The sequence below is a fragment of the Streptomyces fulvorobeus genome (genome assembly GCF_013167895.1).
Classification (GTDB): domain Bacteria; phylum Actinomycetota; class Actinomycetes; order Streptomycetales; family Streptomycetaceae; genus Streptomyces; species Streptomyces fulvorobeus.
This window is the reverse complement of record NZ_BLWC01000001.1, coordinates 3,904,942-3,931,548: the sequence shown is the minus strand read 5'-3', so window position 1 is coordinate 3,931,548 and position 26,607 is coordinate 3,904,942. Positions and strand designations below refer to the sequence as shown.

The window sequence follows — 26,607 nt, the reverse complement described above, 5'->3', positions numbered from 1 at the left end:
TCACAGACTGACGCGGCTGGAACTACCGTGAAAGGGGTTCGGGCTCCCGGCCGTGAAGTGCGCCTTCGTCGACGGAAGTCGACGTCGGCACGGGAATCGCCGGGCCCTGACGGGACATGTGGGAAACGAGTGGCAACGGTGGTGAGCGATGGGGCAGCGCAAGGACATCGACGGATCGGCAAGCGTGCCGACCTTCTACGGCGCGGAGTTGCGCTGGAAACGGGAGCAGGCGGGGCTGACCCTCCAGCAGCTGGTCAAGGGCAGCTTCTACGGGCAGAGCCACCTCAGCGAGATCGAACGCGGCGAGCGCCGCATGCCGGCGGAACTGGCCGAGCACGTCGACCGGGTGCTCGGCACGGACGGTTTCTTCGCGCGTCGCTGCGAGGACGTACGGAACGCGAAGAGGCGAGGCCACGCCGACTACTTCGAGCGGGTCCTGGAGGCTGAGAAGCACGCGGACAGCATTGAGGAGTGGTGCCCGACCCTGATTCCCGGACTGTTGCAGACGGACGCGTACGCGCGGGCGGTGGTGCGGGCGACGCACCCGCTGGCACCGGACGAGGAAGTGGACGAGAAGGTCGGCGCCCGGCTGGAGAGGGCCCGTCTGTTCGAGGACGACCACAGGACCCCGATGTATTGGGCGATCCTGTCCGAGTCGCTACTGCGCCAGCCAGTCCTTCCCCCGGAACACGCAGCCGAACAACTGGAGCGAATTGCGGCACTGGCCCGACGCCGCCGGATCGTTCCACAGATCCTTCCGTGGAACTGCGGGCCGCACCCCTTCATGCTCGGCACGGCCAAGATCATGACATTCCCCGACGCCCCACCCCTCGTCTACACGGAGGCGCTGCACAGCGGGGACACCATCGACGAACCGGCCCTCGTGAAGGAGTACCGCAGGTCGTACGATCAACTCAGGGCCGCCGCACTGCCGCCGGAGGCGTCCCTCGCCCTGATCGAGGAAGCTGCTGAGGATGATCGAAATGGCAAGCAACGGGAATGACTTGAGCATGGCCGTCTGGCGCAAGAGCAGCTACAGCAACGGCAGCGGCGGAGACTGCGTGGAGGTCGCCGAGGCATTCCCCGGCGCCGCCCGCTGGCGCAAGAGCAGCCACAGCAACGGTGACGGCGGGGACTGCGTCGAGGTCGCCGACGGCCTCGTCGGCATCGTCCCCGTCCGCGACTCCAAGGTCCCTGACGGCCCGGTCCTCACGGTCACGGCCCCCGCGTGGACGTCCTTCGTCACGCTCCTCAAGGGCACGGCGTAGCCGAACCGGTCAGCCGCCCTTCCCCGCCGCCGCGCATTTCCCTCATTGCCCACGCACCCGTCGAGAAGAACGCCCGCCCGCAATCACCTTGTGAAGGTTCGGGCACCCGGGGCAACCGGCCCTCCTACGGGCCGGTTTCACCCTGTTCGTTCATTCGCTCGCATCGCGTGTTGCCCGTGGTGTATAACCGCCCGGTTCGACTGAACCAATTCACCGAAAGCCGGGGCGACGAGGGATGAGCATGAGTCCGAGAGGCACCCGCGCACGGCGGGCAAGGAACACGACACGCACGATCTGGCTGGTGGCGGGAGCCGTCGTCATCGGCTCCACCGGAGTGACGGCCGTGGCCGCGACCGGGGACTCCGAGAACATGGACCCCATCGGCAACTCCCGTCCCGCGCAGGCTCATACGCTCGCGCTGGACGGCAAGGACCACAAGAAGAGGTCCCTTCCCCGCACGGAGACGCAGTCGTTCTCACTCGTCGGCGTCTCCTGGGACGACAGCGCCGACGCCTTCGAGGGGACCGCGCAGATACGGACCCGCGACGCGGACGACGGCACGTGGACGGAGTGGAGTGACCTCGACTTCGACATCCGGGCACCGGAGTCGGCGGAGGGCAGGGACTCCGGCGTCCGTGGTGCCTCCGAGCCGCTGTGGGTCGGGCCATCGGACGCCATCGAGGCCCGCGTCCTGGCTGACGGCGAGGAGACCGCCGTACCGAAGGCCCTGCGGATCGACATGATCGATCCGGGGACGGTCAAGGGACAGGGCAAGGGGAACGTAGAGGGCGACGGGCAGTTGTCGGCCATGTCCAAGAGCGAGAAGCCGACGACGGACCCGTCCGGCGAACCGAGCAGCGTCCCGGACCCGCGGCCCACGGCGTCGGAGAGCCCGACGCCCGACCCTTCGGTGTCGACGGGTCCGACCACTCCGGCCGCACCGCAGATCGTCAGCCGGGCCGAATGGGGCGCCGACGAGTCGCTCGTGACGGAACCGCCCTCCTACCTGGCCAAGGTCGACGCGGTCTTCGTCCACCACACGGCCGGCACGAACAGCTACGAGTGCGCCGAGTCACCCGCGATCATCCGGGCGATCCTCACCTACCACGTGAAGTCGAACGGCTGGAGCGACACCGGTTACAACTTCTTCGTCGACAAGTGCGGGACGGTGTTCGAGGGCCGCGCGGGCGGTACCGACAAGCCCGTGCGAGGAGCCCACACCTACGGGTTCAACGGCTACTCCGCCGGTGTCTCCCTCCTCGGTGACTACGAGAACGGAGGTACGCCGACTGCCGCGGCCAAGCAGGCGATCGCCGATGTCTCCGCCTGGAAGCTCGGCCTGCACGGCGTCGACCCGCAAGCGCAGGTGACACTCACCGCCGCGGGTGACACCGGCGTCTACAAGACCGGCGACCGGGCCACGCTCCACACCGTCTCGGGCCACCGTGACGGCTACGCCACCCTCTGCCCGGGGGCCGCGCTCTACTCGGAACTGCCGGAGATCCGCCGCACGGCGGGCGACTCGGTGTACGCCGCGAACTGATCTGACCCTGGCCGGCCGCTTCCCGCACGAACGCGGGAGGCGGCCGGTGTCCGAACACGGCCCATGTCATCGCGGTTCAGCCCGTCCCGCCGGCCTGCTCGGCGTCGACCTCCGTGGCCAGCTCCTGGAACTGCGCCCAGCTCAGCTCCGGTTCGCGCGGGTCCCACAACTTCTGGGCCGTCGCCTGGAGCGGCCGGTGGATTCCGGCCGCGACCTGGTCCTGGGTCTGGGAGTTCGCGAGGTCGCACCAGACCGCGAACCGGCCGCCGAGGATCTGGCCGGAGTACTTCTCCGGCACCGCCTCCGTGCCGCGCAGCACCAGCGGCGTCCACTGCTCGTAGATGCGGCGGCCCGTCGGGTACGTGAACTGGTTCGGCTCGCCGAGTACGTAGTAGAGGAACTCGTCGTTGAGGTTCACGACCTTGCGGCCCTCGGCCAGGTACTCCAGGGGCGGGCGCGCCCCGATCTCCTTGCCGGTCCAGTACTCGACCTCGATGCCCTTGTCGGCGGTGACCTCCCCGCCCGCGAAGAAGCCGTCGTTCCACGCCTTGGGCGTCTTGTCCGCCTCGCGGACCACCGCGGCGCGGTCGTTGAGCCAGCCCTCCGCGAGGTCCTGGATGGTGGCGCCCTCGCCGTACTTCTGGCGGGCGGCGGCGGCCAGACGCGGATAGGAGGTCTGCGGGCTGCTCACCGTGAGCGCCTGGTACTCGTCCGCCCCGACGTGGAACCAGTTCCCGGGGAACAGTCCGGCGTACTCGCGCAGCAGGTCGTCGACGATGCGCGCCGATGCGGGCTTGGAGATGTCGATGGCGCCCTGCCGGGCCACGCCCTGGGTGTTGCGGAGCTGGAGGTCGGGGTGCGCGCGCATCACGGCACCCAGGTGTCCCGGGGAGTCGATCTCGGGGACGACCGTGATGTGCAGGTCGGCGGCGAGCGCCAGAATCCGGCGGACCTCGTCCTTGGTGAGGTGCTGCTCGGACACCACCTCGGGGTGCGAGTCCGACTCGATGCGGAACGCCTGGTCGTCGGAGAAGTGCAGGCCGAGCTGGTTGAGCTTGAGGTCGGCCATCTCCCGCAGCCGGTCCTCTATCCAGCCCGCCGTGAAGTGCTTGCGGGCTATGTCGAGGTTGAGGCCGCGCTGGGGGCGGTCGGGCCGGTCGCGTATCTCCCCCTCGGGCACGACCCCGCCGGTGCGCAGCGCCTGTTTCAGGGTGCGGGTCCCGTAGAAGACCCCCGCCTGGCCGGGTCCGCTGATCGTGACGCGCCCGCCGCCGGTCTTCAGGGTGTACGACTCCGGGTCGCCCCGGCCCGCCGTGGCGAGGGCCAGCTCGACATCGCCCGCGCGGGCGGCGGCCTCGCCCCGGTAGCGGATCTTCAGCTCCCTGGCGAGCAGTTGCGCCTCGTCCGCGAGCGCGTCGCTGCCGTCGGCTATGACGACCGTGCTGCCGCTGCCGGGCCGCCAGCCCGGCCCGCGCGCGGCCTCGTGCTCGCGTACGGCGGGGATGGTGCGGGGCTCCGAGGAGAGCGGGTACCTGCGCGAAGGGGAGGGCGAGGCGGTGGCGGTGGCGCGGGCCGGAGAGGCCGCGCCACCGCCTCTGCGCGCGTCGTCGGACTCCTCAGGCCAGACGGCGACGGTGAGGGCGACGGCGGCGGCGGTCGTGACAGCCGCACCGGTCAGAAGAGCACCGCGCGAGGACGACATCGAACAAACCTCCAAATAGGGGACATCAGGTCATATGTGAGGGTAAAACGGCGGCTCTTTTTCGCGAGCGCTCCCCGGGTGTCCAGAAGCCGTACGTCAGTGGTCCGAAACTTGCCCGTCCGGGTGATTTTCCCGCGTACTTCGGACGGCCCCTGCCCTCCCTCGCTAGCGTGACGGCACATCCGCCTCTCCCTTCACCTTCTTCTCTTCCTTCACCCGTGCAACCTCGTTGCCCTCCGTCCCCTCTTCCAGGGGCACAGATGTCGTCCGTCCGAGGAGTCCACGCTGTCCAGGTCCAGCGAGTCCCACACCGGCCTGCCGAGGCGACCGCGGCAGGCCGGGCGGGCGGCCCCGCCGGTCCGGAGCCGGGGCCCCGCACCGGCGCCCGCACCGGCGGGCGACCACGCCGCGGGCCTCGCCCGCTTCAACACCGCACCGCGCCCGGAGGCCGAGGCCGCCCTTCTGGAGTGCTGCGGCAGCCACCGCTGGGCCCTGCGGCTGGCCGCCCACCGCCCGTACCCGGATCTCGACGCCCTGCTCGCCGCCTCCGACGAGGCGAGCTACGACCTGTCTCCCACGGATATCGCCGAGGCGCTCGCCGGGGAGACCGCGCCCTGCCTCCACCACGACGCGCCGCGCGCCGCCCACCTCGCGCTCCGGGCCGCCCACGCCGCGTACGAGAGCCGGTTCGGCCATGTCTTCGTGATCAGCCTGGACGCCCACCGGCCCTCCCAGCAGGTGGACCAGGTGCTCGCCGGGATCAGGGCAAGACTGGCCCACGACCCGGACGAGGAGCGGGCTGTGACGGCCGACGAGATGCGGCGGCTGGCCCGGGAGCGCATCATCGAGCTGGTGGCGGACGCGGGGCCGGCGAAGGGCCCGTATCCGGGTGTTCCCTTTGGGATGCTCTAGCCCGTCCGTGCCTGTTTGGTTGCCATTTTGATCACACCGGAGGCCCCGGGGCGAACGAACCGACAAAGCGTCGCTACGATGGCCGGGGCCGGAGGACCGTACCCGGCCGGGTCAGACCGACAGTCAAGCCGGCCGACCCCAATCCCCGCTCCCGGAGGGTTCTTCCGTGCCGGCTGGAACGCTGTACCGCGGCCGGGAAGGCATGTGGTCATGGGTGGCTCATCGAGTCACCGGTGTCCTCATTTTCTTCTTCCTGTTCGTACACGTCCTGGACACCGCTCTTGTCCGCGTCTCGCCCGAGGCATACGACGAAGTCGTGGCCACGTACAAGACGCCGCTTGTCGCGCTCCTCGAATACGGCCTCGTGGCCGCCATTCTCTTCCACGCGCTGAACGGTCTCCGCATCGTTGCCGTGGACTTCTGGGCCAAGGGCCCGCGCTTCCAGAAGCAGATGCTCTGGACCGTGCTGGGCATCTGGGCCGTGCTGATGGTCGGGGCGCTGTATCCCGTCCTCGGTCACGCCGTACGCGAAGTCTTCGGGAGCTGATGCCAATGTCCACCGAGAGCACTTCCGCGATCGGCGAGGTCGAGGGCGTCGAGCCCCCGCGCCGCTATGACGCCGACCATCCGGCCCCGGTGATCGAGCCGCCGCGCAAGCGCACCGGCAAGACGCCCAAGGGCTCGGGCACCAACTTCGAGATGTACGCCTGGCTCTTCATGCGCCTGTCGGGCATCGTGCTGGTCGTCCTGGTCATCGGCCACCTGCTGATCCAGCTCGTGCTGGACGGCGGCGTGTCCAAGATCGGCTTCGCCTTCGTGGCGGGCCGCTGGGCCTCGCCGTTCTGGCAGGTCTGGGACCTCACCATGCTGTGGCTCGCCATGCTGCACGGCGCCAACGGCCTCCGTACGGTCATCAACGACTACGCCGAACGGGACAACACCCGTTTCTGGCTGAAGATGCTCCTGTACACCGCCACGGTGTTCACCGTCCTGCTGGGCACGCTGGTGATCTTCACCTTCGACCCGAACATCCGCTAGGCGCCGGGACAGAGGGACCAGAGGAAACCATGCAGATCCACAAGTACGACACCGTCATCGTCGGCGCCGGCGGCGCCGGCATGCGCGCGGCCATCGAGTCGACCAAGCGCAGCCGCACCGCCGTGCTGACGAAGCTCTACCCCACCCGCTCCCACACGGGCGCGGCGCAGGGCGGCATGGCCGCCGCGCTCGCCAACGTGGAGGAGGACAACTGGGAGTGGCACACCTTCGACACGATCAAGGGCGGCGACTACCTGGTCGACCAGGACGCCGCCGAGATCCTGGCGAAGGAGGCCATCGACTCCGTCCTCGACCTGGAGAAGATGGGCCTGCCGTTCAACCGCACGCCCGAGGGCAGGATCGACCAGCGCCGCTTCGGCGGTCACAGCCGTAACCACGGCGAGGCCCCGGTCCGCCGGTCCTGCTACGCCTCGGACCGCACCGGCCACATGATCCTCCAGACGCTGTACCAGAACTGCGTCAAGGAGGGCGTGGAGTTCTTCAACGAGTTCTACGTCCTGGACCTCCTGCTCCAGGAGGACCCCGAGACCGGAGTGCGGAAGTCGGCCGGCGTCGTGGCGTACGAGCTGGCCACCGGCGAGATCCACGTCTTCCAGGCGAAGGCGATCATCTTCGCCTCCGGCGGCACCGGCAAGTTCTTCAAGGTGACGTCGAACGCACACACCCTGACCGGTGACGGCCAGGCCGCCGCGTACCGCCGCGGTCTGCCGCTGGAGGACATGGAGTTCTTCCAGTTCCACCCGACGGGCATCTGGCGCATGGGCATCCTGCTGACGGAGGGCGCCCGCGGTGAGGGCGGCATCCTCCGCAACAAGGACGGCGAGCGCTTCATGGAGAAGTACGCGCCCGTCATGAAGGACCTCGCGTCCCGTGACGTCGTGTCCCGCTCCATCTACACGGAGATCCGTGAGGGCCGCGGCTGCGGTCCCGAGGGCGACCACGTCTACCTCGACCTCACGCACCTCCCGCCGGAGCAGCTGGACGCGAAGCTCCCGGACATCACGGAGTTCGCGCGCACGTACCTCGGCATCGAGCCCTACACGGACCCGATCCCGATCCAGCCGACCGCGCACTACGCCATGGGCGGCATCCCGACCAACGTCCGGGGTGAGGTCCTCGCGGACAACACCACGGTCGTCCCCGGGCTGTACGCCGCCGGTGAGGTCGCGTGCGTGTCCGTGCACGGCGCCAACCGGCTCGGCACCAACTCGCTGCTGGACATCAACGTCTTCGGCAAGCGGTCGGGCATCGCCGCCGCCGAGTACTCCGCGAAGAACGACTACGTCGACCTTCCGGAGAACCCGGCGCAGCTCGTCGTCGACCAGGTCGAGCGCCTGCGCAACTCCACGGGCGGCGAGCGCGTCGCGACGCTGCGCCTGGAGCTCCAGGAGTGCATGGACGCCAACGTGATGGTGTTCCGCACCGAGCAGACGATCAAGACGGCCGTCGACAAGATCGCCGAGCTGCGCAAGCGCTACCTGGACGTGTCCATCCAGGACAAGGGCAAGCGGTTCAACACCGACCTCCTGGAGGCCATCGAGCTGGGCAACCTGCTCGACCTGGCCGAGGTCATGGCGACGTCCGCGCTGGCCCGCAAGGAGTCCCGCGGCGGTCACTACCGCGAGGACTACCCGAACCGCGACGACGTCAACTTCATGCGCCACACCATGGCGTACCGCGAGGTCGCCGACGACGGCACCGAGTCGATCCGGCTCGACTACAAGCCGGTCGTCCAGACCCGCTACCAGCCGATGGAGCGTAAGTACTGATGGCTACCCCCACCCTGGAGAAGTCCGGCAAGGCTCCCGAGCCCGAGGCCGGCTTCGCCGACTCCCCGTACATCACGGCCACCTTCCGAATCCGCCGCTTCAACCCGGAGGTCTCGGAAGACGCCCAGTGGCAGGACTTCCAGATCTCGATCGACCCGAAGGAGCGTGTCCTCGACGCCCTTCACAAGATCAAGTGGGAGGTGGACGGCACCCTCACCTTCCGCCGGTCCTGCGCGCACGGGATCTGCGGCTCCGACGCGATGCGGATCAACGGCAAGAACAGGCTCGCCTGCAAGACGCTGATCAAGGACCTGAGCCCGGAGAAGCCGATCACGGTCGAGGCCATAAAGGGCCTCACGGTCCTCAAGGACCTCGTGGTCGACATGGACCCGTTCTTCCAGGCGTACCGCGACGTCATGCCCTTCCTCATCACCAAGGGGAACGAGCCGACCCGCGAGCGCCTGCAGTCCGCCGAGGACCGCGAGCGCTTCGACGACACCACCAAGTGCATCCTGTGCGCCGCGTGCACGTCCTCGTGCCCGGTGTTCTGGAACGACGGGCAGTACTTCGGCCCGGCGGCGATCGTCAACGCGCACCGCTTCATCTTCGACTCGCGTGACGAGGGCGGCGAGCAGCGCCTGGAGATCCTCAACGACCGTGACGGTGTGTGGCGTTGCCGCACGACGTTCAACTGCACGGACGCCTGCCCGCGAGGCATCGAGGTCACCAAGGCCATCCAGGAAGTGAAGCGCGCGCTGATCACGCGTCGCTTCTGATCCCACTGGTCCACGCAGTACCCAGGGGCCCCGTTGTCCGCCGCGTACCGGTGGAGAACGGGGTCTCCTGCTGCGCCCGCCCGCATGCGGGCGGTACGGTCGTGCGGAGCTTGTGACGAAAACAGAACGGGGACTGCTGTGAGCGATCCGAATCCGTACGCGGACGACTCGTACACATGGGGGCCGCCGCAGCACCAGCCGGGCAACCCGCCCACCATGCCGGACGGGCAGGGGTACGGCTATCAGTCGGGCGGCGCTCCCGGGTACGGCTACCCGCAGCCCCTGCCGGACGACGCGGCGCAGCCCGGACCCGGCTACGGCTACCCGGCGGCCGGTCACGGCCAGTACCTTCCGCAGCCGATGGGGGTGCGGGGCGGGGTGCCGGTGATGGCGTTCGGCGACATCACCGTCATGAGCGACTCGATCGTGACGCCGTCCGGGACCATGCCCCTCAAGGGCGCGGTGTGGACGGCCACCGACATGTCCCGCACGGAGGAGAAGATCCCGACCGTCGCGATCGTGCTCGCGATCGTCTTCGCCCTGCTCTGTCTGATCGGCCTGCTCTTCCTCCTGATGAAGGAGAGGAAGACCACCGGCTTCATCCAGGTCACGGTCACCAGCGGCGGCAGGCACCACGCGACGGTGATCCCCGCGACGGGCCCGGAGACCTTCCTGATGGTCATGGCCCAGCTCAACTCGGCCCGCGCCATGAGCGCCTGAGCCGAGGCCGCCTCCGTTCCAGCTCAGTCCCGGTTCCCGGCCACCACGCCGAGGGGGCCGGGACTTCTCGTCGTGCGCCCGCGCGCCGCCCCGGCACGGCGCCTCCTCTCCTGACGGAGCGCCGGCAGACCCCGCCCGTACCGCCGCAGGGCGGGGCCGGGCCCACCCCTCAGGGCCCCTGGGCCGCCCCTCGCCAGGGCGACGGCGGAGGCCGCGAGGTCCCGGTCCGGGGCGACGGGGCTGGCGGCTAGCCTTGGGGCCGTGGCGAGCGACGAACGAGATGAGACGGACGAGCGGGGCGGGGCGGAGACCAGGCCGGCCAAGGCCCAGAAGAGTGAACAGACCCGCACCCTCATCCTCCAGACAGCTCTCCGGCTCTTCCAGGAACGCGGCTACGACAAGACGACGATGCGGGCCATCGCCAAGGAGGCCGGGGTCTCCGTCGGCAACGCCTACTACTACTTCGCCGGCAAGGAACACCTCGTCCAGGGCTTCTACGACCGGATCGGCGCCGAGCACGGAGCGGCGGCCCGGGCGGTCCTGGACAAGGAGACGGACCTGGAGACCCGGCTCGCCGGGGTGCTGACGGCCTGGCTGGACATCGCGGCGCCCTACCACGAGTTCGCCGCCCAGTTCTTCAAGAACGCCGCCGACCCGGAGAGCCCGCTCAGCCCCTTCTCCGCCGAGTCCCAGCCCGCCCGCGAGGCGGCCATCGCGCTCCACCGCGAGGTACTGACCGGGTCGAAGGCGAAGATCCCCGCGGAACTGGAGGACATCCTCCCCGAGCTGATGTGGCTGTCCCAGATGGGGCTCGTCCTCTACTGGGTCTTCGACCGCTCACCGGAACGCGAGCGCAGCCGCCGCCTGGCGGCCCGCGGCGCCCGCCTCACCAACCGGGGCGTGGCACTGGCCCGGTTCCGGGTGCTGCGCCCCCTGGTCCACGAGGTGCACGAGTTGTTCAAGGATTTCCTTCCGGGCATGGCGGAGACGGCCACGGCCCGCAAGCGGTCCTAGGGCGTACAGGGACGTTCCGGAAGCCGGCCGCACGGGCCCGGGCAGAGCCGGCCGAGTTCCCACAGGCGGCCGTCACGCCTGCCGGGAAGCGAGCTCCACCACCGTGATGTCGGACTCCGCGCCCACCCGCACGGGAGGACCCCAGGCCCCGGCGCCGCGCGAGACGTAGAGCTGGGTGTCGCCGTAGCGTTCGAGACCGGCGACCGTCGGATTGGCGAGACCGGCGAGGAGGTTGCCCGGCCAGAGCTGCCCGCCGTGGGTGTGCCCGGAGAGCTGGAGGTCCACGCCGTGTTCGACCGCGTCGTGGATGACGACGGGCTGGTGGGCGAGGAGCACGGAGGCACGGCCGCGGTCCCGGTCACCGAGCGCGCGTACGAAGTCGGGGCCCTGGCCCTCGCTCTCCCCCGCGATGTCGTTGACCCCGGCGAGATCGAAGCCGCCGAGCTCGACCCGGGCGTTCTCCAGCGGGCGCAGACCCAGCTCCCGCACGTGGTCGATCCACTGGGCGGCGCCGGAGAAGTACTCGTGGTTCCCGGTGACGAAGTAGCTGCCGTCTGGCGCCCGGAGCCCGGCCAGGGGCTCGGCCGCGGTGCCGAGGTCGGCCACGGAACCGTCGACGAGGTCTCCGACGACGGCGATCAGATCCGGCCGCGTCCGGTTGACCGTGTCGACGATCCGCCGGGTGTGCGCGCGCCCGAGGATGGGCCCGAGGTGGACGTCGCTGACGACGGCGATGCGGTAGCCGTGCGCCGAGCGGGGCAGCTTGGCGAGGGGACGGTGACCCGCCTGACCCGCGGGCCGCGCAGGACACCGTAGGTGCCGTATCCCACGGTCCCGAGCCCCGCCACAGCCGCCGCGCCGCCGACAGCCCTGGCGACGAACAGCCGCCGCGAGGGCAGCGCGAGGGACGAGGCGGCGGCTGTGCGTCGCCAGGGCTGGGGCTCCGCGGCCCCGTCCGGCTCGGGCGCCTGTGGCGCGCGGGCGGGGGCGCCCGAGGGGACCAGCGCGCCGTTGCGGTTCCTGGCGCCGGTAAGCGGCTCGGTGCCCGCCTGCGTACCCGCACCCTCCCCGGACCGTGTACGCCGCTCGGCCGCCGCCCGGTCCCGGCGGTCCAGCACCCGGCGCAGGACGGGCCGTACCGCCTCGCCTGCCAGCAGGGCGAGCGTCAGGTACATGAGCACCGCGAGCCACAGGAAGCCCGGCCACGCCAGCACCTGCTGGAGCCAGAAGGGGGCGCCCGCGCGGCCGGAGACCATCGCGCCGAAGGACAGCGACGGCAGGACGAAGGCCGCCACCGTGCCCGCCCCGCGCAGGGCGCTGCCCGGCGCCGTCGTGTCACCGACGAGGCGCCGCCACACATAGCGGTGCACGCCCGCGAGCAACGCCACCACCGCGACGGCCACCAGAACGAAGACCACGACCACTTTTCTGCTCCCCCACCCCTACGTCGGCCGGCGCCTGCTCGGCCCCGGCTCGCCACTCGTCATCCGGCCCAGAACACCCCCGCCCGTCAGGTGCGCTCCGCGCGCGAAGCCCTGACGCCACGGAACCCGATCACACCGACAGCCGTCCCCAGAAGAAACGACGTGACGGCGAGCAGCAGATGTACCCAGAAGTACGTCGTCGGGTCGCCCGCGTCGTCGAACGCGAGCCCGCTGCCGTCCTTCCACAGATTCCTGGCGAAAGTGACCCAGATGAACCAGCTCCACACCCCGAAGGCGAGCAGGAACCAGGAGACGGAGCGGCTGAGCTTCATGGATTCAGTATCGCCTCCGCCCGCCGGACGGCCCGCCCGGGGTGGGGACCGTGCCGCAGGGCCCGCCGGGGCCCCGGGTGGGCTGTCCCGGCGGTACGCCCGGCGGGTCAGCGCATCGGTGTCCCCATCCAGAACTTCGCCCTGTACGTTTCCGACCGTGCCTGCACTGAAGAAGATCGTATGGACGGTCACCACCACCGCGCTGCTCTCCGTGGTCGCCCTCAGCCCCGCCGGGGCGGCCGACAAGGACGGGACCGACGGCAAACCGCCGCAGCCCACCCAGCCGATGTCGCAGGTCGGCGGGGAACAGCTGGGACGGATCGGCACCCAGGCGCAGCTGGGGCCGGGCGCCCCCGTCCTGCCCAAGGGGCTCACCGGCCGGTCGTGGATCGTCGCCGACGCGGAGAACGGCCAGGTACTCGCCGCGCACAACTCGCACTGGCGGCTGCCGCCCGCCTCGACGCTGAAAATGCTCTTCGCGGACACGCTCCTGACCCGGCCGGAGCTGCTGCCGACGACCAGGACGCACAAGGTGACGCAGCCCGAGCTCTCCGACGTGGGTGAGGGAAGCAGCCTGGTGGGCCTCAAGGAGGGCCACACCTACTCGGTGCACGACCTGTGGCTGGGAGTGTTCCTGCGCTCGGGCAACGACTCGGTGCACGTGCTGTCGTCGATGTTCGGCGGGATTCCCAAGACGGTCGCCGCCATGCAGGAGCACGCCGAGGAGTTGCAGGCCCTCGACACGACGGTGGTCTCACCCGACGGTTACGACGCCCCGCAGCAGGTCTCCAGCGCGTACGACCTCACGCTCTTCGCCCGCAGCGGGCTCCAGAAGCCGGACTTCCGGGAGTACGCCGCGACGGCCAGCGCCATGTTCCCCGGTGAGAAGAAGAAGGGGAAGAAGCGCGAGAACTTCGAGATCCAGAACACCAACCGGCTCATGACCGGTGACATCGGTGTCGATCCGTACCGGGGCATCGCGGGCGTCAAGAACGGCTACACGACCCACGCGGGCAACACCTTCACCGGCGTCGCCGAACGCGACGGCAGGGTGCTGCTCGTCACGGTCATGAACCCCTCGGCCGAGGAGAGCCACGCCGTCTACAGGGAGGCGGCGAGCCTCCTGGACTGGGGCTTCGCCGCGAGTGGGAAGGTGACCCCGGTCGGCGAGCTGGTCCCCCGAGGTCGGTGGAGACCGGGGCGGGCAAGGGTGCCCAGCCGGCCAGTGGCACCGATGTGCTGGGGGCGGACGGGAGGAGGGGCGCCGGGGAGGGCGGCTCCGGCGGGGCCGGAATCGCCCTGGCGATCATGGGCGGGCTGCTGCTCGCCCTGTCCGCCTCGTTCTTCCTGGTCAACCGGCGCTGGCCGCTGCCCGACCTGGTCCGGCGTCTGCCCCGCCGCTGACGTCCCGCCCGGCGTCCGTCGCCCCTTCGCCCGCCACCTCGTCCGTCTCCCCGGCCTGTTTCCCGCTCCGCGTCGCCGTCCAGGCGGCGCAGAAGAGCAGGAGTTTCGAGCTGAGGTTGATCCACAGGAGCAGGGCGACCGGCACACCGAATGCGCCGTACATGCTCTTGCCCGCCACGTCCCTGATATAGCTGCCGAGCAGTGTCTTGAGCAGCTCGAAGCCGATCGCGCCGATCAGGCCCGCGACCACCAGCCGGCGCCGGGGCGGCTGCACTCCCGGAAGCAGCGTCAGCAGGTAGAGCAGCAGCAGGAAGCCGGCGAGCACCGACACCACGAGGGCGGCGATCTGCAGCAGCACCCCGCCCCAGCCGTCACGCGGGATGCCCAGCAGGTCGGCGGTCCAGCCGACCGCCGTGGAGCCGATCGCGGAGACGGCGAAGGTCAGCAGAGCCGCGCCGCCCAGCCCGACCAGAACTCCGGCGTCCTTCAGCTTGCGCAGGACCGGATTGCCCTCGTCGGCGTCGTCGATGCCCCAGACCGCGCGCAGGCAGTCCCGCATCGAGCCGATCCAGCCGATGCCGGTGAAGAGCAGCAGCGCACCGGCGACCAGGCCGACCGCGCCCGCGTGGGCCACCAGGTTGTCGATGCCGAGCTGGTCGGAGATGCCCGGGACCTGCTCGGAGAGCTTGTCCTCGATCTTCTTCAGCTGGCCGGGGGAGAGCAGCGCCGCACCGATCGCCGCGCCGACCGCGATCAGGGGGAAGAGCGCGAGGAAGCTGATGAAGGTGATCGCGGCGGCGAGCCGGGACCAGTGGGCGCGGTCCAGCGTCTCGTACGAGCGATAGGCGTGCGTCAGCATCAGGCGGGAGACGAGCGGCCCGACGACGGGGAGGTTTCTCAGCCAGTCCATTGCCTACGCGTACCCCTCGGGGCGCCGAAAACCGGACGTCACCCTCCGGGAACCGGCGAAAGCCCCCACTTCACGCGGTGACCGCACCCACTCGGTCCACCCTTTCGGTGCACGGTGTGACAAATGCCCCGGTCGGCGGGGTCAGGTCCGCAGATACGGGTGGTCGACGAAGCTGCTGCCCTGGGCGGGCACGGCCGGCGCCCCGCCGCCCGCGCCGAACGGGAACTCGTTGATCTTGCGCCAGACGCTGTCGGCACCCTGCTCGTACAGGGCGAAGGAACCGCAGATCCAGGCCGCCTCGTAGACGGACAGCTCCTCGTAGGCGCGGTCCATCGCCTCCTCGGCGATGCCGTGCGCCACGGTCACGTGCGGGTGGTAGGGGAACTGGAGCTCGCGCACCAGCGGCCCGGAGGCGTCCCTGATCCGCTTCTGGAGCCAGGAGCAGGCCGAGGCCCCCTCGACGACCTGCACGAAGACGACCGGGGAGAGCGGCCGGAAGGTGCCGGTTCCGGACAGCCGCATCGGGAAGGGCCGGCCTGCCTGCGCGATCTGCGCGAGATGCGCCTCGATCGCGGGCAGGTCGGCAGCCTCCGCCTCGGTCGGCGGGAGCAGGGTGACGTGGGTGGGAATGCCATGCGCGGCAGGGTCCCCGAAGCTCGTGCGCCGCTCCTGGAGCAGGCTGCCGTAGGGCTCCGGGACCGCGATCGAAACGCCAAGCGTTACGGTCCCCACGTCGTTCTCCTCAGTCCTCGATGGTCGCTTCGATGGTCGATTTTCGGCCTTGCCGACGTCAGTGTGCCGTCTGGGACCGCGTTCTCGCCAGGGTCCTTGGACTCAGTGTTTGGCGGGCAGAAGACCCATGCGGTCGTAGCTCTGTGCCAGGGTCTCCGCGGCGATGGTCCTGGCCTTCTCCGCGCCCTTGGCCAGGATCGAGTCCAGCGTCTCCGGGTCGTCCAGATATTCCTGCGTACGGGTCCGGAAGGGGGTGACGAACTCCACCATGACCTCCGCGAGGTCGGTCTTCAGCGCACCGTAGCCCTTGCCCTCGTACTTCTGCTCCAGATCCGCGATACCAGACCCCGTGAGGGTGGAGTAGATGCTGAGGAGGTTACTGACGCCCGGCTTGCTCTCCGGGTCGAAGCGGATGACCGTGTCGGTGTCGGTGACCGCGCTCCTGACCTTCTTGGCGGTGGCCTTCGGCTCGTCCAGGAGGTTGATGAGGCCCTTGGGCGTGGACGCCGACTTGCTCATCTTGATCGCCGGGTCCTGGAGGTCGTAGATCTTCGCCGTCTCCTTGAGGATGTACGGCGCCGGGACGGTGAACGTCTGCCCGTACCTGGCGTTGAAGCGCTCGGCGAGGTCGCGGGTGAGCTCGATGTGCTGGCGCTGGTCCTCGCCGACCGGGACCTGGTTGGCCTGGTAGAGCAGGATGTCGGCGACCTGGAGCACCGGGTAGGTGAACAGCCCGACCGTCGCACGGTCCGCGCCCTGCCTGGCCGCCTTGTCCTTGAACTGCGTCATGCGGGACGCCTCACCGAAGCCGGTCAGGCAGTTCATGATCCAGGCGAGCTGGGTGTGCTCGGGGACGTGGCTCTGCGCGAAGAGCGTGCACCGCTCGGGGTCGAGACCGGCGGCCAGCAGCTGGGCGGCCGCGAGCCTGGTGTTCGCACGCAGCTCCACGGGGTCCTGCGGGATGGTGATCGCGTGCAGGTCCACCACCATGTAGAAGGCGTCGTGGGAGTCCTGGAGCGCCACCCACTGGCGGACCGCACCGAGGTAGTTGCCGAGGTGGAACGAGCCTGCGGTGGGCTGGATTCCGGAGAGCACGCGGGGGCGTTCAGAGGCCATGGACTCATTGTCTCAGGTACGGAACGGATCTCCGGCAACCGGTGTATCAAAGGTGTGTGGGCGTCACGGATCGTCGTGGACGGGACGGGAAACTCGGGGCGGCCGGCGGACCGGCCGGGGCGCGCCGCGCGCGGGAGGTTTCCGCGCCGCGCAACCGACCGACGATACAAAGTGGGCACGACCCCCGCCCCGCCGTACGACGAACGGAGACCCCGTGTCGACCACGGAAACAGCCATCGCCTCCGCCGAGGCGCACAGTGCGCACAACTACCATCCGCTGCCCGTCGTCGTCGCATCGGCGGACGGCGCCTGGATGACCGACGTCGAGGGGCGCCGCTACCTCGACATGCTCGCCGGGTACTCGGCCCTCAACTTCGGCCACGGCAACCGCCGGCTGATCGACGCCGCCAAGGCCCAGCTGGAACGGGTCACGCTCACCTCGCGCGCCTTCCACCACGACCGGTTCGCCGACTTCTGCGCGCGGCTCGCGGAGTTGTGCGGCATGGAGATGGTCCTGCCCATGAACACCGGGGCGGAGGCCGTGGAGGCCGCGGTGAAGACCGCCCGCAAGTGGGGGTACCGGGTCAAGGGCGTCCCGGACGGCATGGCGAAGATCATCGTCGCCGCCGGCAACTTCCACGGCAGGACGACCACGATCGTCAGCTTCTCCACGGACCACGAGGCCCGGGCGGACTTCGGGCCGTACACCCCGGGGTTCGAGATCGTGCCGTACGGGGACCTCACCGCGCTCCGCGCGGCGATGACCGAGAACACCGTGGCCGTGCTGATGGAGCCGATCCAGGGCGAGGCCGGGGTGCTGGTGCCGCCCGCCGGATATCTCCCCGCGGTCCGGGAGCTGACCCGCGAGCGGAACGTGCTGTTCGTCGCGGACGAGATCCAGTCGGGCCTCGGCAGGACCGGCAGGACGTTCGCCTGCGAGCACGAGGGCGTGGTGCCCGACATGTACGTGCTCGGCAAGGCGCTCGGCGGCGGCGTCGTGCCCGTGTCGGCCGTGGTGTCCTCCGCGGCGGTGCTCGGGGTGTACCGGCCGGGTGAGCACGGCTCGACGTTCGGCGGCAATCCGCTGGCCTGCGCGGTCGCGCTGGAGGTGGTCGCGATGCTGGGCACCGGCGAGTTCCAGCGGCGGGCGGCCGAGCTGGGCGACCATCTGCACCGGGAGCTGGGACTGCTGGTGGGGCGGGGCGCCGTCGAGGCCGTCCGTGGCCGCGGTCTGTGGGCGGGCGTCGACGTCTCCCCCGCCCTGGGGACGGGCCGTGAGATCTCGGAGAAGCTGATGGATCGCGGTGTGCTGGTCAAGGACACCCACGGGTCCACGATCCGCATCGCCCCGCCCCTAGTGATCAGCAAGGAGGATCTGGACTGGGGCCTGGACCAGCTCCGCGCCGTCCTGCGCGGCTGATCCGCCGGCCACCGGGCCGGAACGGGGTGTCTGCGCAGGTCGGGGCGGCACGTGGCACAGGGCTTCCGGCGTGCCCGGCCGAGTAAACCGTAGTAGCCGTACGCCGCCCTTGCCTTAGCGTCGTATCCATGACACCGCATGAGCACGACCGCCACGAGCCCGGCAGCACCGCTTCCGGGTACGCCCCCGAACCCCGCGCCCGCCTGCCCTGGGCGCAGCTCGCCCCCGAGGTCTACCAGGCCCTGGTCCGGCTGGACGTCGCCTCCCGTAAGGGCCTCGACCCGAAGCTGGTCGAGCTCGTGAAGATACGGGCCTCGCAGATCAACCGCTGCGCCTTCTGCCTGGACACGCACACCAAGGACGCTCTGGCGGCGGGTGAGTCCGTCGAGCGGATCATCCAGCTCAGCGCCTGGGAGGAGTCACCGCACTTCTACACGGAGAAGGAGCTCGCGGCGCTCGGACTGACCGAGGCCGTCACGGTCCTGACCGATGGTTTCGTACCGGACGAGGTGTACGCGAAGGCCGCGGCGCACTTCGAGGAGGCGGAGCTCGCCCGGCTGATCGCCGCCATCACGGTGATCAACGCCTGGAACCGGTTCGGCGTGGCGACCCGGCCGGTCCCCGGCCACCACACCCCGGGCGACATCAAGCACTGACCACCGCTGACGCCGTGCCGGAACGGCGAGGCGCCCCCGGCGGCGGGTGCTGCCGGGGGCGCCTCGTGGAACGGAAAGCCGAGCGGACGGGGTCCGGTCAGAGCAGACCGAGCTCGCGCACCGCGTCGCGCTCCTCGGTGAGCTCGCGCACCGAGGCGTCGATGCGCGCACGGGAGAACTCGTTGATGTCCAGGCCCTGGACGATCTCGTACGTGCCGTTCGCCGTCGTGACGGGGAAGGACGAGATGATGCCCTCGGGGACCCCGTAGGAGCCGTCCGACGGGATACCCATCGACGTCCAGTCACCGGCCGCCGTGCCGTTGACCCACGTGTACACGTGGTCGATGGCGGCGTTGGCGGCCGAGGCGGCCGAGGACGCGCCACGGGCCTCGATGATCGCGGCTCCGCGCTTGGCGACGGTCGGGATGAAGGTGTCGGCCAGCCACGCCTCGTCGTCGACGAGCTCGGCGGCGTTCTTGCCGGCGATCTCCGCGTGGAAGATGTCCGGGTACTGGGTGGCCGAGTGGTTGCCCCAGATCGTCAGCTTCTTGATGTCGGAGACGGCGGCACCGGTCTTGGCGGCCAGCTGCGAGATCGCGCGGTTGTGGTCCAGACGGGTCATCGCGGTGAAGCGCTCCGCCGGTACGTCCGGGGCGGCGGCCTGCGCGATGAGCGCGTTGGTGTTGGCCGGGTTGCCGACCACGAGGACCTTGATGTCGTCCGCGGCGTGGTCGTTGATGGCCTTGCCCTGCGGCTTGAAGATGCCGCCGTTGGCGGAGAGCAGGTCGCCGCGCTCCATGCCCTTGGTGCGCGGGCGGGCGCCGACGAGCAGAGCGACGTTCGCACCGGCGAAGCCCACGTCGGGGTTGTCCGTGATCTCGATGCCGCGCAGCAGCGGGAAGGCGCAGTCGTCGAGCTCCATCGCGGTGCCCTCCGCCGCCTTGAGACCCTGCGGGATCTCCAGGAGTCGCAGGTTGACCGGCACGTCCGGGCCGAGCAGGTGGCCGGACGCGATGCGGAAGAGCAGCGCGTAGCCGATCTGGCCGGCTGCGCCGGTCACGGTGACATTCACGGGAGTGCGGGTCATGGCGATCTCCGTTAGACAGCTGGCGGTGGGGGTCCCTGCCCCTGGTGTGGGACACCTCTGAATCTTGACGTGAAGAGATATCCAGCGGTCAGGCTATCGGACCCGGGGGGCGACGGCCGCCCGGCCCCCTGCGGCGGGGCGCACCGGCCCGGACCCAGCCGTGGCGACAGCCCTGTCACCAGGGTGTGGCACAGCCCCGGAATGGTCACTTCCATGCCACAGGGGCCGGAAATCACTTGTTCCACCAGGGCATGTCCATGACGCTTGTCGGGGGCGGGACGACGGTGCCGCCTCCGGTGTCCGTCCCCCTCGGGGGAGGGGACGGACACCGCACCGCGGCTCCGCCGCTCAGCGGATGGTGAAGTGGACCGCGTCCTCGAGGATGGGGATGTCCAGCCACGGTTGCGGCTGCGCCATCAGCGCGAGCAGCACGATGAGCGTCCCCATCAGTCCGTAGGTGACCAGGTCGGTGAAGCGGGAGCGCACGGCGAGCATGCCGACCGAGGGGACCGCCCAGCGCAGCACCGCCCCCAGGAGAAGGGCGGCCCCGATCAGCACCGCACCGATCCGGAACGCGTGGTCGAAGGGGTCGGTGGCGACGGTCAGAAGCCCCGCTCCCGCCAGGCAGAGCACGGTGAGCAGCGGCCACTGGCGGGCGGGCGCGGGCGCGTCGCCCGGCGCCGCCCGGCCGCCGCCCTCGGGCCGCGCGGTGTCACGGGTCAGCGAGGGGAAGCGCCGGGAGCGCGGCGCGGCGGTCTCCCCCGCCGCACCGCCCGCGCCGGGTCCGCCGTCGACGTCCGCTCCGCCGTCCGCGTCCGCTCCACCCTCGGCTTCCGGTTCGGCCGCCGCCTCCCGGGGCGCCGAAGCGGCCCGCTCCCCCGTCTCCGGATCAGGCGTCACCGAAGTCTCCCGGTCCGCGGACGCGGGCTCGACGGAGTCCTGGCCGGCCGGACTGGTACCAGCACCCATGACGTTCCTTCCGGGGATCGGGTCAGCCGGAGACGGCAGCGGCGCCGGCGGCCCCGGCGGATGCGCGTTCGGCCGCCTCGACCACGTTGACCAGCAACTGGGCCCGGGTCATCGGGCCGACACCACCGGGGTTCGGGGCGACCCAGGCGGCCACGTCGGCGACCCCCGGGTGCACGTCGCCGACGATCTTCCCGTTCTCGTCGCGGCTGACCCCGACGTCGAGCACGGCGGCGCCCGGCTTCACGTCCTCGGGCTTGATGAGGTGGGGCACCCCCGCGGCGGCGACGACGATGTCGGCCTGCCTGAGGTGGAAGGAGAGGTCACGGGTGCCGGTATGGCACTGGGTGACAGTGGCGTTCTCGGACTTGCGGGTCAGCAGCAGCGGAATGGAACGGCCGATGGTGACGCCGCGTCCGACGACCACGACGTGCGCGCCGTTGATCTCGACACCGTGGGCGCGCAGCAGCTGGACCACGCCCTGCGGGGTGCAGGGCAGCGGGCCGGTCTCGTTCAGCACGAGCTTGCCGAGGCTCATCGGGTGCAGGCCGTCGGCGTCCTTGGCCGGGTCCATGAGTTCCAGGACACGGTTGGTGTCGATTCCCTTGGGGAGGGGAAGCTGCACGATGTAACCCGTGCACTCGGGATTGTCGTTGAGTTCGCGTACGACCTCCTCGATGTCCTCCTGAGTGGCGGTGGCGGGCAGTTCACGCTGGATCGAGGCGATGCCGACCTGGGCGCAGTCGCGGTGCTTGCCGTTCACGTACCACCGGCTGCCCGGGTCGTCGCCGACCAGCAGGGTCCCCAGGCCAGGCGTGACGCCCTGAGCCCTGAGGGCCGCCACGCGGACGGTCAGATCGGATTTGATCGCAGCTGCGGTGGCCTTGCCATCGAGAATCTGGGCAGTCATGGACCCCATCCTCGCGGATGACCCCGCCCGCTTACCAATTCCGGGTGTCCCTGGTGGACACGAGATTGCACTTGCACAACGCATTGGGCAATCGGCTGGACAAGAAGCCGATGCCACGACGACGATGAGGCGCGCATACCGCGGACAGTGTCGGGGGGACAGACCGTTCATTTTGCGTGCGATTCCTCCGTCCGGACCGCGTCGTCCCCGCACCACCCAACGGAGGAATCCAGCCATGAGTTTCGGCGACCCGAACAACCCCTACGGCCAGCAGCAGCAGGGCGGGCAGCCGGGTTACGGCTACCCCCAGCAGTCTCCCCAGGGTGTGCCGCCGCAGGGCCAGCAGCCCGGTTACGGATACCCCGCCGCACCGCCCGTCCAGGCCGGTTACGGCTACCAGGGCGCGCCCAGCGAGATGCCGGGCAACGTGAAGGCCGCCCGCGTCATGCTCTACGTGATCGCCGGCCTCCAGCTGATCGGTGTCATCCTCTTCGCGCTGTCCGCCGTCGCCGTGAACGCGGCGAAGAACGACGCGGCGCTCCAGGACGACGTCCAGTTCCAGCAGCTCGCCGACTTCTCCGGCGGCGCGCTGTGGGGCCTCACGGTCGTCGTGCTCCTCTGGGGCGTGTTCGCCGTGTTCCTCGCCGCGAAGTTCGGCAAGGGCGGCAACGGAATCCGCATCGCCACCATCGTGTTCGGTTCGATCACCGCTCTGCTCGGTATCTACCCGTTCATCGTCGTCGGTCTCGTCCACACCGTCCTGGCCGTCCTGATCATCGTCTTCGTGGCGAAGTCCGACGGTGGCGCGTGGTTCAACCGCCAGCAGCAGCCGCAGTACTGACCGGCCGGGGCCCGCACCCGCCGGCCCGACCGCCCGTACGCGCACGAAGGCCGTGAATCCGCTCACCGCGGAGTTACGGCCTTCGGCCTTTCCCGGGGTCCGCCGGCGCGGGGGAGGTCCGCTCCAGCACCACGAACGGGCCCGAGCGGTGCTTGAGCCGGTACCGGGCCTCCGGGTGGAGCTGTCGCGCGTACGCCACGGGGTCCTCGATGGGCTGGGACCAGCTGAAGTCCAGGTTGACGGCGACGATGTCGGGCGCCGTGCCCGGTGCCCCGCCGATCCAGTAGACCGTGCGGTCCCCGGTCAGGTGGGCCATGAGCGTGATGTCCGTCTCGACGCTCGCCCCCTCGGGGACGGCCTCCAGCGCCTCCCGGGCCGCGAGGGTGCGGGCGTCGGTGCGGTAGGACTCCGGGCGCAGCAGTTCGCGCAGCGGAAGGTGCTGGGTGAGGGCCACGGCGATCGCGGTGGCGACGGGGACGGCGACCTTCGCGTACGAGACGAGCCAGGGCCGCGACGAGCCCCGGCTGCGGCGGACCCCGTCGGCCATGGCGAGGAAGAGCACCGGCATCAGGATCGCGCTGTAGTGCCAGACCATGCCCCAGTGGTTGGGGTCCTGGGACAGCAGCCGCCAGCCGATCGTGGGCAGGACGAGCAGGGCCAGCGGCGAGCGCAGCGCCATGAAGGCGGTGATGCCGACGAGGAAGACCAGCATCTCCACCTTGACGGCGGAGTCGAGGATGCCCAGCAGCGAGTCGAGCGGCGCGACGTCCTGTTCGCCGTTCCTGTCGATCTTCTTCCAGTAGTCGTACGTCCCCTGGCTGCTGGCCGCCGGTATGAGCACGAACACGGTGAGGACGAAGGCCAGCACGCCGAAGGCGGCCAGCAGCGCGCCCTGGAGGCGGCGGCCGTACAGGAAGAGCAGGAAGCCGACGACCGCGACCGTGGCACCCAGATCCTCCTTGACCAGGACCAGGGGCAGCGACCAGAGGACCGCGGCGGTCCAGCGCCGGGTGAGCAGGGCCCGGCAGACGAGGGCGAGCAGGGGCACCGCGAAGGCGATCTCGTGAAAGTCGGACTTCACCGCCTCCTGGAGCCCCCAGGACAGCCCGTACGCGACGGTGGCGCAGAGCCCGGAGCGGCCGCCGAGCAGCTGCTGGGTGGTGCGGCCGACGACGACGGCGGACGCGGCGAACAGGGCGGCCTGGGCGAACAGCAGCGCCAGGGCCGAGGGCCAGATCCAGTAGAGCGGTACCAGGAGCGCCACGGCCGGGCTGAAGTGGTCGCCGAGTATCAGGTAGCCGGGCCCCTTGATGTCCACGACCGGGGCGTTCAGCGCGGCGTAGGAGCGCACCTCCTGCTCGAATATCCCCAGGTCCCAGGAGGGCGAGCCGAAGTGGCTGTACTGGAGGCAGGAGTACAGGAAGTACAGCGCGCACAGGGCGGCCGCCGCGATCAGGTACGGGCGCTGCGGGACGCGGTCCCCGGGTGTCCCGGTGCCGGTGTCCGGCGCGGGTACCGGAGGGCCGGCGTCCGTCCCGGACCGGTCCGGGTCCCTCTTGTTCAGTTCGAGCACGACGCCCCCGCAACGGAATCTCTGGCCGTTTATTAGAACAGAGAGGCGAGGTGATGGGGCACCCCGCACACGGCGCGGGCCGCACCCCGGGGAGGGTGCGGCCTGGGCGGCGCCGTACGCGTACGGGCGGAAGGTGCCGGGCCGGCCGGAGCCGGCGGCTGGGCGGGAAGGGGCGCGGATCAGTGGAAGAAGTGGCGCGTCCCGGTGAAGTACATGGTCACGCCCGCCTTCCGCGCCGCCTCGATGACCAGTTCGTCGCGGACCGAGCCGCCCGGCTGGACCACGGCCTTCACGCCGGCCGCGGTCAGGATCTCCAGACCGTCCGGGAACGGGAAGAACGCGTCGGAGGCGGCGTACGCGCCCTGGGCGCGCTCCTTGCCCGCGCGCTCGACAGCGAGCTTCGCGGAGTCCACCCGGTTGACCTGGCCCATGCCGACGCCGACCGAGGCGCCGTCCTTGGCGAGCAGGATGGCGTTGGACTTGACCGCGCGGCACGCCTTCCAGGCGAACGAGAGCTCGGCCAGCTCGTCGGCCGAGAGCGCCTCCCCGGTGGCGAGGGTCCAGTTGGCCGGGTCGTCGCCGTCGGCCTGGAGGCGGTCGGTGGCCTGGAGCAGGGCACCGCCGTCGATCGGCTTGACCTCGACCCGCGCGGCGGGGGCGTCGGGGCAGCGGAGCACCCGGATGTTCTTCTTGCGGGCGAGCACCTCGACCGCGCCGTCCTCGTAGGCGGGGGCGACGATGACCTCGGTGAAGATCTCCGCGACCTGCTCGGCCAGGGCGACGGTCACCGGACGGTTGACGGCGATGACCCCGCCGAAGGCGGAGAGCGGGTCACAGGCGTGCGCGCTGCGGTGCGCCGCGGCGACGTCGGCGCCGATGGCGATGCCGCACGGGTTGGCGTGCTTGATGATCGCCACACACGGCTCGGCGTGGTCGTACGCGGCCCGGCGCGCGGCGTCGGTGTCCGTGAAGTTGTTGTACGACATCTCCTTGCCGTGCAGCTGCTCCGCCTCGGCGAGGCCACCGGCACCGGAGGTGTAGAGGGCGGCGGGCTGGTGCGGGTTCTCGCCGTAGCGCAGGACGTTGCCGCGCTCGTACGTCGTACCGAAGAAGTCGGGGAAGCCCGAGTCGTCCGCGGCGGCGTAGTCGGCCGCGAACCAGGACGCCACGGCGACGTCGTACGCCGCGGTGTGCTGGAACGCCTCGGCTGCCAGCCGCTTGCGGGCGGTCAGGTCGAAGCCGCCCTCCTTGACCGCGGCGAGGACGTCGGCGTAGCGCTCCGGGCTGGTGACGACGGCCACGGACGGGTGGTTCTTGGCGGCGGCGCGGACCATGGAGGGGCCGCCGATGTCGATCTGCTCCACGCACTCGTCGTCGGAGGCGCCGGAGGCGACGGTCTCCTTGAACGGGTACAGGTTCACGACGACGAGGTCGAAGGGCTCGACCCCGAGCTCGGCGAGCTGCTCGCGGTGGGCGTCCAGGCGCAGGTCGGCGAGGATGCCGGCGTGCACGCGGGGGTGGAGCGTCTTGACCCGGCCGTCGAGGCACTCGGGGAACCCGGTGAGCTCCTCGACCTTGGTGACCGGTACGCCGGCGGCGGCGATCCGCCCGGCGGTGGAGCCGGTGGAGACGAGCTCGACACCCGCTGCGTGCAGACCGCGCGCGAGGTCTTCGAGCCCCGTCTTGTCGTAGACACTGACCAGGGCGCGGCGGATGGGCTTATTCACCGACATGACCGAGATGAACCTTTCGTCCCTCAATGCGATAGCCGTCACGGGCGAGCCGCCCCACGGCCTCGACGAGCAGCTTGCGCTCGACTTCCTTGATGCGTTCGTGGAGGGCCGCTTCGCCCTCCGGGGTGTCCTCCTCGGTCACCTCTACCGCGCTCTGCGCGATGATCGGACCGGTGTCGACGCCGTCGTCGACGAAGTGGACGGTGCACCCGGTGACCTTCACGCCGTACGCGAGAGCGTCACGCACGCCGTGGGCACCGGGAAAGCTGGGGAGCAGGGCGGGGTGGGTGTTGACGACCCGGCCGCCGAACTCGGCGAGGAACCTCTTGCCCACGATCTTCATGAACCCCGCCGACACGACGAGATCCGGACGGTGGGCGGCGGTGGCAGCGGTGAGGGCCGCGTCCCACTCCTCGCGGGTGGCGTGCTCGCGGACCCGGCACACGAAGGTGGGGAGCCCGGCGCGCTCGGCACGTTCGAGACCTACGGTGCCGGGGCGGTCCGCGCCGACCGCGACGACCTGGGCCCCGTAGCCCTCGGGGTCGTCACCGATGGCGTCGAGCAGGGCTTGGAGGTTCGTACCGGAACCGGAGACCAGCACGACCAGGCGGGCCGGCGGGGCGGAGGGGGGCGGGGAGGCCACGGCTGGGCCCTTTCTCGCGTGGTAACGCAGGTGCGAAGTGCTTGCGGTGCTGCTTGTACGGACGTACGAAAGAATCTCGCCCCTCGATACGGGGAAC

The 26,607-nt window shown here is 70.4% G+C and carries 24 protein-coding genes and 2 pseudogenes; 14 read left to right on the top strand and 12 right to left on the bottom strand.

The window, feature by feature from the left end; genetic code table 11:
- Positions 1-148 precede the first annotated feature (148 nt).
- The 3 genes from Sfulv_RS17900 to Sfulv_RS17890 all read left to right on the top strand — a co-directional run bounded on the left by Sfulv_RS17900 (position 149) and on the right by Sfulv_RS17890 (position 2,811).
- Complete coding sequence (locus Sfulv_RS17900; protein ID WP_173315252.1) at positions 149-1,003, top strand: helix-turn-helix domain-containing protein; 855 nt, start codon at positions 149-151, stop codon at positions 1,001-1,003.
- Positions 984-1,268, top strand: a complete 285-nt coding sequence (locus Sfulv_RS17895; RefSeq protein ID WP_173315249.1) for a DUF397 domain-containing protein — start codon at positions 984-986, stop codon at positions 1,266-1,268. The genes Sfulv_RS17900 and Sfulv_RS17895 overlap by 20 nt, the downstream gene beginning before the upstream one ends.
- Before the next feature lie 301 nt (positions 1,269-1,569).
- Positions 1,570-2,811, top strand: a complete 1,242-nt coding sequence (locus tag Sfulv_RS17890; RefSeq protein WP_256668972.1) for a peptidoglycan recognition protein family protein — start codon at positions 1,570-1,572, stop codon at positions 2,809-2,811.
- 76 nt (positions 2,812-2,887) lie between these two features.
- On the opposite strand, the gene Sfulv_RS17885 is transcribed toward Sfulv_RS17890, so the two are convergent.
- The gene (locus tag Sfulv_RS17885) at positions 2,888-4,513 is read right to left on the bottom strand and encodes a beta-N-acetylhexosaminidase (protein ID WP_173315243.1); all 1,626 of its coding nucleotides are present in this window, start codon (positions 4,511-4,513) and stop codon (positions 2,888-2,890) included.
- A gap of 315 nt (positions 4,514-4,828) precedes the next feature.
- Between Sfulv_RS17885 and Sfulv_RS17880 the strand changes: the two genes are divergently transcribed.
- From Sfulv_RS17880 to Sfulv_RS17850, 7 genes are all read left to right on the top strand, one after another.
- Positions 4,829-5,425 (top strand): 2-oxo-4-hydroxy-4-carboxy-5-ureidoimidazoline decarboxylase, encoded by a 597-nt coding sequence (locus Sfulv_RS17880; protein ID WP_173317959.1) that lies wholly within the window; start codon positions 4,829-4,831, stop codon positions 5,423-5,425.
- 166 nt (positions 5,426-5,591) lie between these two features.
- A complete protein-coding gene (sdhC, locus tag Sfulv_RS17875) occupies positions 5,592-5,972 on the top strand; it encodes a succinate dehydrogenase, cytochrome b556 subunit (RefSeq protein WP_173315240.1) in 381 nt (126 codons plus the stop codon).
- Positions 5,973-5,977: 5 nt separating this feature from the next.
- Positions 5,978-6,463, top strand: a complete 486-nt coding sequence (locus tag Sfulv_RS17870; protein ID WP_173315238.1) for a succinate dehydrogenase hydrophobic membrane anchor subunit — start codon at positions 5,978-5,980, stop codon at positions 6,461-6,463.
- A gap of 29 nt (positions 6,464-6,492) precedes the next feature.
- Positions 6,493-8,253 carry a succinate dehydrogenase flavoprotein subunit gene (gene sdhA / locus Sfulv_RS17865; RefSeq protein WP_173315235.1) on the top strand — a complete coding sequence of 587 codons (1,761 nt, stop codon included), beginning with the start codon at positions 6,493-6,495 and terminating at the stop codon, positions 8,251-8,253.
- Positions 8,253-9,029: a succinate dehydrogenase iron-sulfur subunit gene (locus Sfulv_RS17860; protein WP_173315232.1), complete on the top strand. Its 777-nt coding sequence runs from the start codon at positions 8,253-8,255 to the stop codon at positions 9,027-9,029. Before sdhA ends, Sfulv_RS17860 begins: the two co-directional genes overlap by 1 nt.
- Before the next feature lie 138 nt (positions 9,030-9,167).
- A complete protein-coding gene (locus Sfulv_RS17855; protein ID WP_173315229.1) occupies positions 9,168-9,749 on the top strand; it encodes a hypothetical protein in 582 nt (193 codons plus the stop codon).
- 261 nt (positions 9,750-10,010) lie between these two features.
- Positions 10,011-10,763, top strand: coding sequence for a TetR/AcrR family transcriptional regulator (locus Sfulv_RS17850; protein WP_371874682.1), 753 nt, complete (start codon positions 10,011-10,013; stop codon positions 10,761-10,763).
- Between the two features lie 72 nt (positions 10,764-10,835).
- On the opposite strand, the pseudogene Sfulv_RS17845 reads toward Sfulv_RS17850, so the two are convergent.
- A pseudogene (locus tag Sfulv_RS17845) lies at positions 10,836-12,181 on the bottom strand (metallophosphoesterase).
- A gap of 92 nt (positions 12,182-12,273) precedes the next feature.
- A complete protein-coding gene (locus tag Sfulv_RS30540) occupies positions 12,274-12,519 on the bottom strand; it encodes an SCO4848 family membrane protein (RefSeq protein ID WP_179764149.1) in 246 nt (81 codons plus the stop codon).
- A gap of 157 nt (positions 12,520-12,676) precedes the next feature.
- Between Sfulv_RS30540 and Sfulv_RS17840 the strand changes: the two are divergent.
- Positions 12,677-13,923, top strand: a pseudogene (locus Sfulv_RS17840) (D-alanyl-D-alanine carboxypeptidase family protein).
- Here Sfulv_RS17840 and Sfulv_RS17835 read toward each other — a convergent pair.
- The 3 genes from Sfulv_RS17835 to trpS form a co-directional block, all read right to left on the bottom strand.
- Positions 13,871-14,833, bottom strand: a complete 963-nt coding sequence (locus tag Sfulv_RS17835) for a YihY/virulence factor BrkB family protein (RefSeq protein WP_173315226.1) — start codon at positions 14,831-14,833, stop codon at positions 13,871-13,873. The pseudogene Sfulv_RS17840 and the gene Sfulv_RS17835 overlap by 53 nt on opposite strands.
- Positions 14,834-14,974: 141 nt before the next feature.
- Positions 14,975-15,565: a 2'-5' RNA ligase family protein gene (locus Sfulv_RS17830; protein ID WP_173315223.1), complete on the bottom strand. Its 591-nt coding sequence runs from the start codon at positions 15,563-15,565 to the stop codon at positions 14,975-14,977.
- Between the two features lie 102 nt (positions 15,566-15,667).
- On the bottom strand, positions 15,668-16,681 hold the full coding sequence (gene trpS / locus Sfulv_RS17825) for a tryptophan--tRNA ligase (RefSeq protein WP_173315220.1): 1,014 nt from the start codon (positions 16,679-16,681) through the stop codon (positions 15,668-15,670).
- 214 nt (positions 16,682-16,895) lie between these two features.
- Here trpS and rocD point away from each other — a divergent pair, with 214 nt between their 5' ends.
- The gene (gene rocD, locus Sfulv_RS17820) at positions 16,896-18,101 is read left to right on the top strand and encodes an ornithine--oxo-acid transaminase (RefSeq protein ID WP_173315215.1); all 1,206 of its coding nucleotides are present in this window, start codon (positions 16,896-16,898) and stop codon (positions 18,099-18,101) included.
- Between the two features lie 128 nt (positions 18,102-18,229).
- A complete protein-coding gene (locus Sfulv_RS17815; RefSeq protein ID WP_173315212.1) occupies positions 18,230-18,757 on the top strand; it encodes a carboxymuconolactone decarboxylase family protein in 528 nt (175 codons plus the stop codon).
- Between the two features lie 97 nt (positions 18,758-18,854).
- Here the strand turns inward: Sfulv_RS17815 and Sfulv_RS17810 are convergent, their stop codons facing one another.
- The 3 genes from Sfulv_RS17810 to Sfulv_RS17800 all read right to left on the bottom strand — a co-directional run bounded on the left by Sfulv_RS17810 (position 18,855) and on the right by Sfulv_RS17800 (position 21,720).
- Positions 18,855-19,844, bottom strand: a complete 990-nt coding sequence (locus Sfulv_RS17810; RefSeq protein WP_173315209.1) for a malate dehydrogenase — start codon at positions 19,842-19,844, stop codon at positions 18,855-18,857.
- 348 nt (positions 19,845-20,192) lie between these two features.
- Positions 20,193-20,813 carry a DUF3017 domain-containing protein gene (locus tag Sfulv_RS17805; protein ID WP_173315206.1) on the bottom strand — a complete coding sequence of 207 codons (621 nt, stop codon included), beginning with the start codon at positions 20,811-20,813 and terminating at the stop codon, positions 20,193-20,195.
- 22 nt (positions 20,814-20,835) lie between these two features.
- On the bottom strand, positions 20,836-21,720 hold the full coding sequence (locus Sfulv_RS17800; protein ID WP_173315203.1) for a bifunctional methylenetetrahydrofolate dehydrogenase/methenyltetrahydrofolate cyclohydrolase: 885 nt from the start codon (positions 21,718-21,720) through the stop codon (positions 20,836-20,838).
- 235 nt (positions 21,721-21,955) lie between these two features.
- Here Sfulv_RS17800 and Sfulv_RS17795 point away from each other — a divergent pair, with 235 nt between their 5' ends.
- Positions 21,956-22,561 (top strand): hypothetical protein, encoded by a 606-nt coding sequence (locus Sfulv_RS17795; RefSeq protein ID WP_173315200.1) that lies wholly within the window; start codon positions 21,956-21,958, stop codon positions 22,559-22,561.
- 73 nt (positions 22,562-22,634) lie between these two features.
- On the opposite strand, the gene Sfulv_RS17790 is transcribed toward Sfulv_RS17795, so the two are convergent.
- From Sfulv_RS17790 to purN, 3 genes are all read right to left on the bottom strand, one after another.
- Positions 22,635-24,134: a DUF2079 domain-containing protein gene (locus Sfulv_RS17790; RefSeq protein ID WP_256668970.1), complete on the bottom strand. Its 1,500-nt coding sequence runs from the start codon at positions 24,132-24,134 to the stop codon at positions 22,635-22,637.
- A 179-nt stretch (positions 24,135-24,313) separates the two neighbouring features.
- The gene (gene purH, locus Sfulv_RS17785; protein WP_173315197.1) at positions 24,314-25,867 is read right to left on the bottom strand and encodes a bifunctional phosphoribosylaminoimidazolecarboxamide formyltransferase/IMP cyclohydrolase; all 1,554 of its coding nucleotides are present in this window, start codon (positions 25,865-25,867) and stop codon (positions 24,314-24,316) included.
- On the bottom strand, positions 25,854-26,510 hold the full coding sequence (gene purN / locus Sfulv_RS17780) for a phosphoribosylglycinamide formyltransferase (protein WP_173315193.1): 657 nt from the start codon (positions 26,508-26,510) through the stop codon (positions 25,854-25,856). The genes purH and purN overlap by 14 nt, the downstream gene beginning before the upstream one ends.
- Positions 26,511-26,607 lie beyond the last annotated feature (97 nt).